Source organism: Cupriavidus sp. WS (assembly GCF_000395345.1).
GTDB lineage: Bacteria > Pseudomonadota > Gammaproteobacteria > Burkholderiales > Burkholderiaceae > Cupriavidus > Cupriavidus basilensis_B.
Map to the genome: position 1 here is coordinate 1 of NZ_AQPL01000471.1, position 12,288 is coordinate 12,288.

A 12,288-nucleotide genomic window follows, 5' to 3' on the forward strand; every position below is an offset into this window, starting at 1 on the left:
CCGGGGAGTTCTGTCATGTCGGTCTCCTTATCGTGATCGCGTGATTGCGTGATTGCATGAGCGCGCGATCGTTGTCTTCGTGCGCCGGACCGTCGTCAGACGTGGCCGAGCGTGCGCACCACGCACAGCGTCATCAGCATGGTGGCCACCTGCTTGCGCGCGCCGTCCTTCTCGCAGAACACGTCGCCCTGCGCCACGATCAGCGTGCGGCCGGGCTTGAGCACGCGGCCCACGGCGACCAGCCGCTCGCCCTGCGCCGGCGACAGCAGGTTGATCTTGTACTCGGCGGTCAGCCCGGCCTCGCCCTCGGCCACCATCGACAGCGCGGCGTAGCCGCACGCGCTGTCGGCCAGCGCGCCGACCGTGCCGCCGTGGAAGAAGCCGTGCTGCTGGGTGACGCCCTCGGACCACGGCATGGCGATCTCCACCTCGCCGTGCTCGATGCGCGTGAGCGCGGCGCCGAAGGTGGTCATCAGGCCCTGGCGGGCAAAGCTGGTGGCGATGGCGTCCGCGCGGGCCGCGGGAAGCGTGTTGCCGGAGGCGGGAGCGGGGGCTGCGGGCATGGCGTTTCCTGGGTTGGCCGGCCGCTGGGCGCGATGATGCGATGGCGCGGCGGCACGGATGACGGATTGCGAAGCTATTTTATTTACGTTTACGTAAACGTCAATCAAATCCGGCGCCAAGCGCCAGAAAGACGGCCATCAGGCGCTTTTGACTTCGGCGCCCGGTCCGGCGGCCTGCCCGGCGAGCAGCGCGCGGCACTGCCGCTCGTGCTGGTCGATCTCGGCCAGCTGGGCCTGCAGGTCCTCCAGCTGGCGCTCGAGCGCGCCGCGGTGCCGCGCCAGCGAGTGCAGGAAGCGCTCTAACTGGGGCGCGGTGTCGCGCGGCGACTCGTAGAGATCGAGGATCTCGCGGATCTCGTTGAGCGTCAGGCCCAGGCGCTTGCCGCGCAGCGTGAGCTTGAGGCGGGTGCGCTCGCGCCCGTTGTAGACGCGCTTGCGCCCGCCCGGCCCTTCGCGCTCGGGCGCCAGCAGGCCCTGGTCCTCGTAGAAGCGGATGGCGCGCGGGGTCACCTCGAACTCGCGCGCGAGATCGGTGATGGTGTAGGTCGGCGCGGCTGGCAAGGCTGGCGAAGCTGGCATGGTGGCCCGTGAAAAGTGAACGGTCGTTCGTTGCGGAATGAAGTTTTCGCTTAAGATGGCGGAAGCCCGTTCCGATTGACGTTAACGTTAGCGTCAATCAAAACCCGTGGCAACCACGCCGTGCGCCTGCCTCCGCGGTCCGCGGCACCATGACAAGAAAGCCCGCCCGCGCCGCGCGCGCAGGGCTTCGGACCGGAGAGACGCTCATGAACGCACTCGAACACCAGCTCCAATACCCGTTCGGCGACACCCTGCCGCTCGCCGGCGCCCGCCAGGAAGTCGCGCCCGGCGTGTACTGGCTGCGCATGCCGCTGCCGTTCGCGCTGGACCATATCAACCTGTGGCTGCTGCGCGACCGGCTCGACGGGCGCGACGGCTGGACCGTGATCGACTGCGGCATCACCAGCGACACCATCAAGGCGCACTGGGAAACCATCTTCGCCAACGAGCTCGAAGGCCTGCCGGTGCTGCGCGTGCTGGCCACGCACTGCCACCCGGACCACATCGGGCTGGCGCACTGGCTGTGCAAGCGCTGGGACGTGCGGCTGTGGATGAGCCTGGGCGACTACATGAACGCGCGCGTGATGGGCGGCGGCACCGGCGCCGGCTCCAACGCCGGCGGCGACTTCGCCGCCAGCCACTTCGCCCGCCACGGCCTGACCGACCCCGACAGCCTGGAGAAGCTGCGCGCGCGCAAGAGCTACTACCCGTCGCTGGTGCCCGACCTGCCGGGCCAGTACCGCCGCCTGATGGACGGCGACACGGTCCATATCGGCACCGACCCGGCCACCTCGGGCTGGCGCGTGATCACCGGCTTCGGCCACGCGCCCGAGCACGTGGCGCTGTACAACGCCGCCACCAACGTGCTGATCTCCGGCGACATGGTGCTGCCGCGCATCTCCACCAACGTCAGCGTGTTCGACATGGAGCCGGAGGCCAACCCGCTCAGGCTCTACCTCGATTCGCTCGGCAAGTACGAGCCGCTGCCGCAGGACGTGCTGATCCTGCCGTCGCACGGCAAGCCGTTCCGCAACCTGCACACGCGCATCCGCCAGTTGCGCGAGCACCACGTGGAGCGGCTGGCCGAGACGCGCGCGGCGTGCGCGCGGGCAGCCTGCAACGCGCACGACATCGTCGGCGTGATCTTCAACCGGCAGTTCGACATCCACCAGATGACCTTCGCGATGGGCGAGGCGCTGGCGCACCTGCACCTGCTGTGGCACGCGGGCGAAGTGCGCCGCGAAGTGGGCGACGACGGCATCGTGCGGTTCCGGGCCTGAGGCCCCGCCGGACAGCCGTGCCGGAACGGTGCGTCAGACCTGCGCGGCGAGGTCCATCAGGTAGCGCACGCCGTCCACCGCGCGGCTGCCGTACCACGACACCATCTCGCCGTCCGCGAGCAGCACTTCCTTGCCGAGCTGCCGCTCGAGCGCGTCGGCGTGCGCCTCGGTGAAGCGGTAGGGCTCGGTGGACAGCAGCACGAGGTCGAGCTCGCGCACCAGCGCGTCGCTCCAGCGGAAGCTCGGATAGCGCGCATCGGGCGCGTTGGGCCGGCTGCAATCGCCGTCCACGCACGCCTGCGCCGGCGCCGCCGGCCAGGTCCGCCAGTTGACCAGCGCCAGCATGCGGCTGATGTAGGTGTCGCGCGACACCGTCATCCACGGGTCCTGCCAGATCGCGTACAGCACCCGGCGCGCCGGCCACGGCCGGGCCCGCGCCTGCGCCAGCACCGCCTCCAGCGCGCCGCACAGCGCGCCGGCCTCGGCCTCGCGGCCGAAGATGCCGCCCAGCAGCCGGTACAGCGCGAGGTTGTCCTCGGGCGCGCACGGGTGCGTCACGATCACGTGCGGCACGAACGCGCGGATCTCGTCGACGGTCTCGCGGCGGTTCTCGTCGATGTTGACGATGACGTGCGTGGGCGCCAGCGCGCGCAGGCGCTCGAGCCGGACGTCCTTGGTGCCGCCCACCTTGGCGACGGCGCGCACGGCCGGCTCGGGATGGACGCAGAAGCCGGTGCGCGCCACCACGCGCGGCCCCAGCCCGAGCGCGAACAGCAGCTCGGTCACGGAAGGCACCAGCGAGGCGATGCGGACCGCGCCGCCGGCCGCGCCGTGCCAGGCGCCGGCGGCATCCTGCCAGCTCATGGCTGGCGGTCCGGGCCGCGCGGCTTGCGCGGCGCGCGGGCGAACAGCGCGTCGTAGAGCCAGCGCGGCATCAGGTGCAGGACGGAGGCGACCACGCCCATCTGCCACGGCAACACGGCGAAGCGCCGGCCCGCGGCGATCGCGCGCACGGCCTTGCGGGCGAACACGTCGGCGTCCATCAGGAACGGCATGCGGTAGGGATTGTGCTCGGTCATCGGCGTGCGGATGTAGCCGGGCGCGATCGTGACCACGCGGATGCGCTCGCGGCGCTGCTCCAGGCGCAGGCTTTCCAGCAGCTTGATGACGGCGGACTTGGAGGCGCTGTAGGCGCCGCCGCCGGGCAGGCCGCGCACGCCGGCCACGCTGGCGATGCCCACCAGCGTGCCGCGCCAGCCGCCGGCGCCGGGCTCGCGCGCGCGCATCGGCTGCAGGAACGGCTGGAACGTGGTGAGCACGCCGAACCAGTTGGTGTCCATCACCATGCGGAACGCTGCGAGGTCCTCGCGCTCGCTGGCGACCGTGCCCACCGACACGCCGGCGTTGGCGATCACCACGTCGGGGCAGCCGAAATGGTCGAGGAAGTCCTGCGCGGCGGCCTGCATGGCGGCCGCGTCGCGCACGTCGGCGGCATAGACGCGCACCGCGTTGGGGTTCGGCAGGCTGGCGGCGAGCTCGCGCAGCGCGGCTTCGCGCCGGCCGACCAGCCCGAGGATGGCGCCCCGCGCGGCGTACTCGCGCGCCAGGGCCTGGCCGAGTCCGCTCGACGCGCCGGTAAGGAAGACTTTCTGAGCTCGCATCGGGATGGGAAGGGTCCAGGGGAAAACCGCAACATGGCCATGCCGGCGGACCCGCCCGATGCGGTCCGGCGGCTGGGAGCCAGCGCTGCCGGTCGGGCCGGCGGCGGCGCGGCCATCGGGCCGGCTGCCGCCGCGGGGAAGATTACAGCTTCTTGTCGCGCACCTGGCCGACCAGGTAGTCCATCGTCTGGATGGCGGCGGCCTTGGTGCCGGCGATGGACGGCGAGGTCGCGTACTTGCCCTGCACCACGATGGTCGGCACGCCGTCGATCTTGTAGGCGTCGGCGATCTTGTTGGCGCGCTGCGAGTTGGTCGTCACCGAGAACGAGTTGTAGGTGTCGAGGAAGGCCTTGCGGTCGATGCCGTTCTTGGCCATGAAGTCGGCGATCTCGTTCGGGTCGAGCATGCGCTTGCGCTCGACGTGGATGGCGTTGAAGACCTTGCCGTGCATGGCGTCGAGCTTGCCCAGCGCTTCCAGCGTGTAGAAGATCTTGGTGTGCGCCAGCAGGTCGTCGCGGAAGGCCACCGGCACGCGCTTGAACACCACGTCCTTGCCCTGCTTGCCGACCCACGCCTCGAGCTCGGGCTCGAAGTCGAAGCAGTGCGGGCAGCCGTACCAGAAGAACTCGGTGACTTCGATCTTGCCCGGCGTGACGGGCTGCGGCGCCTTCAGGACCTGGTATTCCTTGCCGGCGGCGGGCGCGGCGGCCTGCGCGGGCGCATTCATCAGGAAACCGGTCACGGCGACCAGCGTGGCGAACAAGGTGGCGAGTTTCTTCATAAGGCGCGGCTTTCGAGAATGGGCGATGTGCGTATGACAGCGGCCGGGCTTTCCGGTTCAGCGGCGGCGCGCCGGCTTGGTTACGGTTGCTTACTGCTTGGTGAAGCGGATGACCGAAGCCTCGAATCCCGACGACTGCAGGCGGTCGCGCGAGCGGTTCATGTCCTCGATCCTGTTGTACGGCCCCAGGCGCACGCGGTACAGCTTGACGCCGTTGACCTCGCGCTCCGTCACCTTGGCCTCGAAGCCCTGCATGGCAAGGTTGGCCTTCTGGCGGTCGGCGTCGTCCTGCGAGCGGAAGGCGCCCACCTGCAGCAGGTAGCCGACCTTGTTGGCGTCGGCCTGGGCGATCTCGGCGATGGGGTCGGCGACCGGCTTCTCGGCGGGCTTCTCGGCCGCCTTGTCGGCGGGCTTCTGCGCCACCGCGGCGGGCTTGTCGGCCGGTTTCTCGGCAGGCCGCTCGGCCGGCTTGTCGGCCGGGCGGGTGGCGACCACCGGCGGCGCCGGGCGTTCGGCCGGCCTGACCGTGGGCGCCGGGCCGGCGGGCTGGTCGGGCTCGGCGGCGGGGCCGACCGGCTTGGCCGGGGTCTTGCTCCACAGCGGCTTGTTCGGATCGCTCGGGGCTTCCTGCGCCGGCGCGGGCAGGTTGCTGACGACGTTGCCGGGCTCGGCCTGCTTCTGTCCGTTCTTCTGCTGGAATGGCGCCGGGGAACGGGTGATGTACAAGGCGACCACCACCGCGATCGCCAGGCCGACGATCAGGCCCAGCACCAGTCCCAGGAACGTACCGCCGCGCTGCGGGGCGCGGCTGGCATTGCGCGGAGCGCGCTTGCGTTGCTGTTGCATGAATTCCTCTTGCGTGATGGCGCGATTATAGAGCCTGCGCCGTGACACGCATCACTGTCTGTGGTCAGGACGACACGCGCGGCCGCCGGCCCGGCGCGGCCGCGGTAAGCAGGGACTTACATCCGCTGCGGCGCGGACACGCCGATCACCGCCAGGCCGTTGCGCAGCACCTGGCGCGTGGCGGCCAGCAGCGCCAGGCGCGCCAGCTTGACCGGCTCGTCGTCCACCAGCACGCGGTCGGTGTTGTAGAAGGCGTGGAAGTCGCCGGCGAGGTCGCGCAGATAGAACGCCACCGCGTGCGGCGCCAGTTCCGCCGCCGCCGCGGCCAGCATGTCGGGGAAATCGGCCAGGCGCTGCCCCAGCGCGAGCGCCTGCGGGCTGGCGTCCGCGCCCGTCACCGGCGCCAGGTCGGTGCCGGCCAGCGCGGCGAGCCTGGCTTCCCAGCCGGCGCCGCCCCACGACTCGAAGATCGAGCAGATGCGGGCATGGGCGTACTGCACGTAGTACACCGGGTTCTCGTCGTTCTGCTTGAGCGCGAGGTCGACGTCGAACACGAACTCGGTGTCCGCCTTGCGCGACAGCAGGAAGAAGCGCACCGCGTCGCGCCCGCGCGTGAAGTGCGACGGCCAGTCCGCCACGCCCGCCTCCAGGCAGCCGCGGATGGTCTCGCCGCCCTCGGCGCCGTTGCTCCACTCGATCAGGTCGCGCACGGTCACGTAGGAGCCGGCGCGCTTGGAGATCTTGACCTCCTCGCCGTTGCGCATGACCGTGACCATCTTGTGCAGCACGTAGTCGGGATAGCCGGCCGGGATGCCGATCTCCAGCCCCTGCAGGCCGGCGCGCACGCGCGCGATGGTGCCGTGGTGGTCGCTGCCCTGCACGTTGATGACCTTGGCGAAGCCGCGCTCCCACTTGGTGGTGTGGTAGGCCACGTCGGGCACGAAGTAGGTGTAGGTGCCGTCGCCCTTGCGCATGACGCGGTCCTTGTCGTCGCCGTCGTCGGTGGTACGCAGCCACAGCGCGCCCTCGTTCTCGTAGGTCTTGCCCTTGGCGACCAGCGACTGCACGGCGGCTTCGACCTTGCCGTCGGTGTACAGCGACGATTCCAGGTAATAGCGGTCGAACTTGACGCCGAACGCGCGCAGGTCGATGTCCTGCTCGTTGCGCAGGTAGGCCACGGCGAACTTGCGGATCGAGTCGATGTCCTCGACGTTGCCGGAGGCGGTGACGGCGTCGCCGTCGGAGGCGCGCACGCTCTTGCCGGCCAGGAAGTCGGCGGCGATGTCGGCGATGTAGTCGCCGTTGTAGGCCGACTCGGGCCAGCCCGCGTCGCCCGGCTTGAGGCCGCGCGCGCGCGCCTGCACCGACAGCGCCAGGGTCTGGATCTGCACGCCGGCGTCGTTGTAGTAGAACTCGCGGTGCACGGCGAAGCCCTGCCAGTCGAGCAGGTTGGCCAGCGCGTCGCCCAGCGCCGCCTGGCGGCCGTGGCCGACGTGCAGCGGCCCGGTCGGGTTGGCCGAGACGAACTCCACCAGCACGTTGCCGCGCGCGCCCCGCGCCTGGGCGCCGTAGCGGTCGCCCTGCCGGAGCACCGCGCGCAGCACGTCGGCCTTGGCCGCCGGCGTCAGGCGCAGGTTGATGAAGCCGGGCCCGGCGATCTCCATGCCGGCCACCAGGTCCGCGGTGCGCGCGTCGGCCTTGACCGCGTCGACGATCTGCTGGGCCAGCTCGCGCGGGTTGCGCTTGAGCGCGCGCGCGACCTGCATGGCGAGGTTGCAGGCGAGGTCGCCGTGGGCGGCGGCCTTGGGGCGCTCGAAGGTCGCGGCGGGCAGCGTGGCGCCGGCCGGGGCGAGGGCGCGCACGGCGTCGTCGAACGCGGCGGCGAGATTGGTGGTCTGAACAGGCAGCATGGATGTATCGTGGCCCCGGGGGCAGTTGTACGGTGCCGGCGCGGCAGTCCCGCCGTGGCGGCACCGTCACGCGGCGGCATGTGGATGCCGCGTCGCGTGGCAGGCAATGAATTGCAGAACGCGGATTTTATCAGGTGCTATGCTGACATCATGCAGCGCGCCCCAAACCGGCCGCTGCGCGCCCCCGCCCCGATTCCGGGACACGACGCGCGGTCTCGTCAGTTCGCTGTAGCCAAGGAAAGGAAATATCATGCTGATCACCTTCAAATCCCACGCGGCGCAAGACCTCATCATGATGAAGGATCTCGCCGTCACGCTACTCGGGATTATCGGCAAGCACCTGGGAGAACGCGGGGTGATCACCGCCGATGAGCTGCCGCGCGCGATCCACAAGCTCGAGGCCGCGGTCGCCGACGCCAGGCGGGCGCACCCGGCGGAATCGGCGGTGTCGCCGGACAAGGCCGACGAGGACGAGGAAGAGCCGCTGCACCTGGGCCAGCGCGCCTTTCCGTTCCTGGACATGCTGCGCGCCTCGCAGCGCGAGAATACCGAAGTGATGTGGGGCGTCTAGCGGTGCCGTCCGCGCCCTGCCGTTGCCGTTGTTCCTTGCTGTTCCCGTTCCGCCGGAGCCCGCTGACGCGGGCTTTGTCGCGTCTGGCCGGCGCCGGAAAAAAAAGAAGCCCGGCCGGGGCCGGCCGGGCTTGCCGGATCAGGGAGGCAGATCCGGAAGGGGGGTGAAGATCAAAGCGGTCGAAAGGGGTCGAAGCGGGTCGAAGCGGGTCGAAAGGAGTCAAAGCCGGTCGGCGGCGGCCTCGGGGCGCCCGATGCGGCATTCGCCGCCCCGAAGGCGAGAATCTGCCCTAGCTTGCGGCGCGTGGCCGGAGCGCGGGGGCCGCGCGCTGCGTCAGTCGCCGCCGCCCCGGCCGGCGCGGCCGTTGACCGCCAGCAGCAGGCCGACGAAGGCGCCGACCGCGGCGGCAATGCCGAGCGCCTTCAGCGGCGACTCGACCACGCGCTGCTGCACGCCCTCCACGGCGTGGTCGACCCGCTCGCGGGCGCGGCTGGCGCCGTCCAGCGTGGCCTGGCGCAGGTGCTCGCCGAGCGCGCTGGCGCGGTCCTGCAGGCGCCGCCCGGCCTGCACGGCCTCGGACGAGCCTTCGCGGCCCAGCACTTCCATCGTCTGCTCGAGCTGCGCGATCAGCGAGCGCACTTCCTCGGCCACCGGGCCGGCGGCGTCGCGCGCCGCGCCGCGCGTGTCGCGCGCGGCATGCCGCATCTGGCGCACCGTGCTGCCGGCGCTGTCGGCCAGGTGCGCAAGTTCCTTCCGGACCTTCGGGTTGTGGGTCAGCATCGTTGTCCCTCCATGTCTGTCCTGGCCATCGTTCCCGCGGCGCCTATCGCCTGACCAGGCTGATGACGAACGTCACCAGCGCCACCACCAGGAAGATGAAGAACAGGATCTTGGCGATCTCGACGGCCCCCGCGGCGATGCCGCCGAAGCCGAACAGCGCCGCGATCAGCGCGATGACGAAAAATACGAGTGCGTAGTGCAACATGATGACGGCTCCCTGGATGGGTTCGGCCCCGCGCGCGGGTGCTGCGGCGGCGTTCCGCGGTCTGTCCGGCGCCCGCTACTTCACCGCCCTGAACACGGTCACGCCGAGGACCAGGAACAGCACGAACAGCACCACGAAGATGAAGAACAGGATCTTGGCGATGCCGGCGGCCCCGGCGGCGATGCCGGTAAAGCCGAGCAGGCCCGCGATCACGGAAACCACGGCGAAGATCAGTGCCCACTTGAGCATCGGCGTTTCTCCTTGCTGCGCTGTGCGGCTCGCGCGGCAGGCGCAAGCTCATGGATTCATGGTAGAAAGCGCGCCCCGGCGCAGGCACCCCCGCGCCACCGATTCCGGTGTCAGCGGATTCCTACAAGGCCAATGCCGGCGCGGGCCGGCGGGCACCGGCGCCGCGCGGCAGGTTGACCGGGCCGCGCCGATATGCTTCCATCGTCGCCGACAGGGTGCGCGGCCGGCATGCCCCACCGCCCGGCGCCGCCGCGTGCCGGCGCAGTCCCGGCCCCGCCCCGGCATCGGGAAACGACAATGTTCAAGCAGTCCATGCTGCGCTCCACGCTGCTGCTGGCTGGCGGCATCTTGCTGACGGTGGTGGTGCTGATGGCTTCCGAGGCGGGCAACATCCGCCTGCGCGAGGGTTATACCCAGGTGATCCAGTCGCAGCAGGTGCAGGGCCAGATCACCTCGCTGATCGGCGAGCTGGTCAATGCCGAGGCCGGCCAGCGCGGCTTCCTGCTGACCGGCAAGGAAAACTACCTGCAGCCCTACTACCAGGCCCTGCCGCGCATCAATGCGCTGATGAGCGCGCTGCGCAACCGCTACGCCAACGATCCCGAATCGCTCAAGCTGTTCGCCGCGGCGTCCACCGCCGTCAACCGCAAGCTCACCGAGATGGACCTGACGCTGATCTACGGCAAGCGCGACGTGGAAGTGGCGCTCGACCTGGTGCGCACGGACTTCGGCAAGCAGACGATGGACAACGCGCGGCGCGGGCTCGAGGCGCTGCTCGCGCGCGAGTCCGCCTCGGTCTCGCGCAGCCTCGAGTACGCCGACCGCGACCTGGCGCTGTCGCGCTACGGCATCGGCCTGCTGACGGCCATCAACATCGTGCTGCTGGTCGTGGTCGGCCTGCAGCACTCGCGCCGCATGGCGGTGTCCGAAGCCGCGCGCAGCGAGCTGGAAGAGGAAAGCGCGCGCCTGGAGCGCATGGTGCGCGCGCGCACGCGCCAGTTGTCGGCGCTGGCCTCGCACCTGCAGCGCGTCACCGAGGACGAGAAGACGCGCCTGGCGCGCGAGCTGCACGACGAGCTCGGCGCCATCCTGACCGCCACCAAGCTCGACATGCACTGGGTGCGCCGGCGCCTGGAGGACACCCATCCCGACGTGAAGGAAAAGCTCACCCGCGTGATGCTGCACGTGGACCAGGGCATCCAGATCAAGCGGCGCCTGATCGAGGACCTGCGGCCCACGGTGCTGCTCAACCTGGGCCTGAAGGAAGCCATCGGCCAACTGGCCGAGGAAGTCGCCGCGCGCAACCAGTGGGAGGCCGACGTGCTGCTCGGCGAGAGCGTGCCGCCGCTGCGCGACGATGCCGCCATCGCGCTCTACCGCATCGTGCAGGAATCGCTGACCAACGCCAGCAAGTACGCCGAGGCGAAGCGCGTGACCATCACGCTGGACGACGGCGGCGGCATGCTCACGCTGGAGGTCAGCGACAACGGCCGCGGCCTGCCCGAGGATTTCGAGACGCGCCGCACGGCCGGGCACCACGGCCTGCTGGGCATGGAGCAGCGCGTGATCGCGCTCGGCGGCACCATCGACATCCGCTCGCGGCCCGGCGCCGGCGTGACCATCCACGTGGAAGTGCCGCTGACCGACGCCATCGTGGCGCCCGAGCGCAACGACGACGAGGCGTTCGGCGAGACCGGGACGCCGCGCGCGCCGGGTTAGCCCGCGCCGGCAACATCAACGCGCCGCCCGTGGTCTCCCCTCTCCCACGACGTGGGAGAGGGGAGCAAACCACCGGCAACCTGAGGCCTGCCAGCAGCCCATAAAAAAACGGCGGAACACCGGAGCGTCCGCCGTTTTCGTTCGCGGCGCCGCGCCGCTGCCTTACATCTTCTGCCTGGTGTCCTCGGCGGCGCCCTGCATTTTCTCGCCGCCGCGCTCTATGTCCTTGCCCGCGCCCGCCACGGTATTGCAGCCGGTCACCAGGACGACACCCGCCAGGGCGAACAACGCCATCAGTCTTCTCATGATTTTCTCCTTGCGTGGTTGACGCGGCGGCGCCGCGACGGGAATGCGCCAGAGGGAAAGGCCGCGGCGGCGCGGCCGCCGGTTCAGGCGCCCGCCTGCGCGTATTCCTCGATGACGCGGAATACCTGCTCGAGCTCGAGCGACTTGTCGAAGAAGTAGTCGGCTCCGGCCTCGGCGCACTGGCGCCGGTAGGTCGGCACCTGCGCGTGATTCGTGTACACGATGCGGATGCCCGAGGGCACGGATTTCCGCATGGCGCGCAGCACGTTGATGCCGTTGCCCTGCCGCAGCTGCAGGTCGACGATGACGACCTCGTGCCTGCCCGCCTCGTAGAGGCGCAGCGCCGAGCTTTCGGTATCCGCCCAATCCACGGCCTCGACGAACGGAAACGCGGTCAGGTACTCAAGCAACATACCCCGCAGGACCGCCGAGTCCTCGATGAGCAAGACCCGCAGCGCGCGATACGAAGAGGCCGCAGCTTGATCCGACATGATTCAATGGTAGCAACTGGGCATGGAAAGCAACTATCGGCGTCCGTCCTACAGGGGTGTCGGCCAAGCGATGGTTCCGCCGCCGCGGCCGGCGCGGCGCCTACTCCACCAGCCCGTTCTTGATGGCATAGTAGGTCAGGTCCGCATTGGTCTTCATGCCCATCTTTTCCAGGATGCGCGAGCGGTAGGTGCTGACGGTCTTGACGCTGAGGAACAGCTCGTCGGCGATCACGGAGACCGACTGGCCGCGCGACAGCTTGCAGAAGATCTGGAATTCCCGCTTGGACAGGGTCTGGTGCAGCGGCTGGTCGGTCGGCTTGTCGAGCCCGCCGATCAGCAGGTCCGCG

General features: G+C 70.1%; 16 protein-coding genes. 3 read left to right on the plus strand and 13 right to left on the minus strand.

Going from position 1 to position 12,288, the window contains the following annotated elements; translation table 11 throughout:
- Positions 1-95: 95 nt before the first annotated feature.
- Positions 96-563, minus strand: a complete 468-nt coding sequence (locus K206_RS0131595) for a PaaI family thioesterase (RefSeq protein ID WP_020206319.1) — start codon at positions 561-563, stop codon at positions 96-98.
- A gap of 138 nt (positions 564-701) precedes the next feature.
- A complete protein-coding gene (locus K206_RS0131600) occupies positions 702-1,142 on the minus strand; it encodes a MerR family DNA-binding transcriptional regulator (protein WP_029044304.1) in 441 nt (146 codons plus the stop codon).
- Positions 1,143-1,348: 206 nt separating this feature from the next.
- Here K206_RS0131600 and K206_RS0131605 point away from each other — a divergent pair, with 206 nt between their 5' ends.
- Positions 1,349-2,422, plus strand: coding sequence for an MBL fold metallo-hydrolase (locus tag K206_RS0131605; RefSeq protein WP_020206321.1), 1,074 nt, complete (start codon positions 1,349-1,351; stop codon positions 2,420-2,422).
- A 33-nt stretch (positions 2,423-2,455) separates the two neighbouring features.
- Here the strand turns inward: K206_RS0131605 and K206_RS0131610 are convergent, their stop codons facing one another.
- The 5 genes from K206_RS0131610 to argS all read right to left on the minus strand — a co-directional run bounded on the left by K206_RS0131610 (position 2,456) and on the right by argS (position 7,620).
- A complete protein-coding gene (locus tag K206_RS0131610; protein WP_020206322.1) occupies positions 2,456-3,286 on the minus strand; it encodes a helical backbone metal receptor in 831 nt (276 codons plus the stop codon).
- On the minus strand, positions 3,283-4,083 hold the full coding sequence (locus K206_RS0131615; RefSeq protein WP_020206323.1) for an SDR family oxidoreductase: 801 nt from the start codon (positions 4,081-4,083) through the stop codon (positions 3,283-3,285). Before K206_RS0131615 ends, K206_RS0131610 begins: the two co-directional genes overlap by 4 nt.
- Before the next feature lie 142 nt (positions 4,084-4,225).
- On the minus strand, positions 4,226-4,864 hold the full coding sequence (locus tag K206_RS0131620; protein ID WP_020206324.1) for a thiol:disulfide interchange protein DsbA/DsbL: 639 nt from the start codon (positions 4,862-4,864) through the stop codon (positions 4,226-4,228).
- A 90-nt stretch (positions 4,865-4,954) separates the two neighbouring features.
- A complete protein-coding gene (locus tag K206_RS0131625; RefSeq protein WP_020206325.1) occupies positions 4,955-5,710 on the minus strand; it encodes an SPOR domain-containing protein in 756 nt (251 codons plus the stop codon).
- 116 nt (positions 5,711-5,826) lie between these two features.
- Positions 5,827-7,620, minus strand: coding sequence for an arginine--tRNA ligase (gene argS, locus K206_RS0131630; RefSeq protein WP_020206326.1), 1,794 nt, complete (start codon positions 7,618-7,620; stop codon positions 5,827-5,829).
- A gap of 250 nt (positions 7,621-7,870) precedes the next feature.
- Here argS and K206_RS0131635 point away from each other — a divergent pair, with 250 nt between their 5' ends.
- Positions 7,871-8,191: a DUF1840 domain-containing protein gene (locus K206_RS0131635; RefSeq protein ID WP_020206327.1), complete on the plus strand. Its 321-nt coding sequence runs from the start codon at positions 7,871-7,873 to the stop codon at positions 8,189-8,191.
- Between the two features lie 333 nt (positions 8,192-8,524).
- On the opposite strand, the gene K206_RS0131640 is transcribed toward K206_RS0131635, so the two are convergent.
- The 3 genes from K206_RS0131640 to K206_RS42125 form a co-directional block, all read right to left on the minus strand.
- On the minus strand, positions 8,525-8,971 hold the full coding sequence (locus K206_RS0131640) for a YqjD family protein (RefSeq protein ID WP_020206328.1): 447 nt from the start codon (positions 8,969-8,971) through the stop codon (positions 8,525-8,527).
- 43 nt (positions 8,972-9,014) lie between these two features.
- Positions 9,015-9,176 carry a DUF1328 domain-containing protein gene (locus K206_RS42120; RefSeq protein WP_020206329.1) on the minus strand — a complete coding sequence of 54 codons (162 nt, stop codon included), beginning with the start codon at positions 9,174-9,176 and terminating at the stop codon, positions 9,015-9,017.
- Positions 9,177-9,251: 75 nt separating this feature from the next.
- Entirely contained in the window at positions 9,252-9,425 is a 174-nt protein-coding gene (locus tag K206_RS42125) for a DUF1328 family protein (protein ID WP_020206330.1), read from the minus strand.
- Positions 9,426-9,722: 297 nt separating this feature from the next.
- Between K206_RS42125 and K206_RS0131655 the strand changes: the two genes are divergently transcribed.
- Complete coding sequence (locus K206_RS0131655) at positions 9,723-11,144, plus strand: CHASE3 domain-containing protein (RefSeq protein WP_020206331.1); 1,422 nt, start codon at positions 9,723-9,725, stop codon at positions 11,142-11,144.
- Between the two features lie 162 nt (positions 11,145-11,306).
- Here the strand turns inward: K206_RS0131655 and K206_RS0131660 are convergent, their stop codons facing one another.
- The 3 genes from K206_RS0131660 to K206_RS0131670 form a co-directional block, all read right to left on the minus strand.
- Positions 11,307-11,450, minus strand: coding sequence for an entericidin A/B family lipoprotein (locus tag K206_RS0131660; protein WP_020206332.1), 144 nt, complete (start codon positions 11,448-11,450; stop codon positions 11,307-11,309).
- Between the two features lie 83 nt (positions 11,451-11,533).
- Positions 11,534-11,941, minus strand: a complete 408-nt coding sequence (locus tag K206_RS0131665) for a response regulator (RefSeq protein WP_029044305.1) — start codon at positions 11,939-11,941, stop codon at positions 11,534-11,536.
- A gap of 100 nt (positions 11,942-12,041) precedes the next feature.
- Positions 12,042-12,288: response regulator transcription factor (locus K206_RS0131670; protein WP_020206334.1), on the minus strand; the 247-nt coding region annotated here is incomplete at its 5' end.

Coding starts and splice junctions, on each gene's coding strand:
- K206_RS0131655 (WP_020206331.1), top strand. CDS start 9,723: ATGTTCAAGCAGTCCATGCTGCGCTCCACGCTGCTGCTGGCTGGCGGC.
- K206_RS0131605 (WP_020206321.1), top strand. CDS start 1,349: ATGAACGCACTCGAACACCAGCTCCAATACCCGTTCGGCGACACCCTG.
- K206_RS0131595 (WP_020206319.1), bottom strand. CDS start 563: ATGCCCGCAGCCCCCGCTCCCGCCTCCGGCAACACGCTTCCCGCGGCC.
- K206_RS0131600 (WP_029044304.1), bottom strand. CDS start 1,142: ATGCCAGCTTCGCCAGCCTTGCCAGCCGCGCCGACCTACACCATCACC.
- K206_RS0131660 (WP_020206332.1), bottom strand. CDS start 11,450: ATGAGAAGACTGATGGCGTTGTTCGCCCTGGCGGGTGTCGTCCTGGTG.
- K206_RS0131635 (WP_020206327.1), top strand. CDS start 7,871: ATGCTGATCACCTTCAAATCCCACGCGGCGCAAGACCTCATCATGATG.
- argS (WP_020206326.1), bottom strand. CDS start 7,620: ATGCTGCCTGTTCAGACCACCAATCTCGCCGCCGCGTTCGACGACGCC.
- K206_RS0131665 (WP_029044305.1), bottom strand. CDS start 11,941: ATGTCGGATCAAGCTGCGGCCTCTTCGTATCGCGCGCTGCGGGTCTTG.
- K206_RS42125 (WP_020206330.1), bottom strand. CDS start 9,425: ATGCTCAAGTGGGCACTGATCTTCGCCGTGGTTTCCGTGATCGCGGGC.
- K206_RS0131610 (WP_020206322.1), bottom strand. CDS start 3,286: ATGAGCTGGCAGGATGCCGCCGGCGCCTGGCACGGCGCGGCCGGCGGC.
- K206_RS42120 (WP_020206329.1), bottom strand. CDS start 9,176: ATGTTGCACTACGCACTCGTATTTTTCGTCATCGCGCTGATCGCGGCG.
- K206_RS0131615 (WP_020206323.1), bottom strand. CDS start 4,083: ATGCGAGCTCAGAAAGTCTTCCTTACCGGCGCGTCGAGCGGACTCGGC.
- K206_RS0131620 (WP_020206324.1), bottom strand. CDS start 4,864: ATGAAGAAACTCGCCACCTTGTTCGCCACGCTGGTCGCCGTGACCGGT.
- K206_RS0131640 (WP_020206328.1), bottom strand. CDS start 8,971: ATGCTGACCCACAACCCGAAGGTCCGGAAGGAACTTGCGCACCTGGCC.
- K206_RS0131625 (WP_020206325.1), bottom strand. CDS start 5,710: ATGCAACAGCAACGCAAGCGCGCTCCGCGCAATGCCAGCCGCGCCCCG.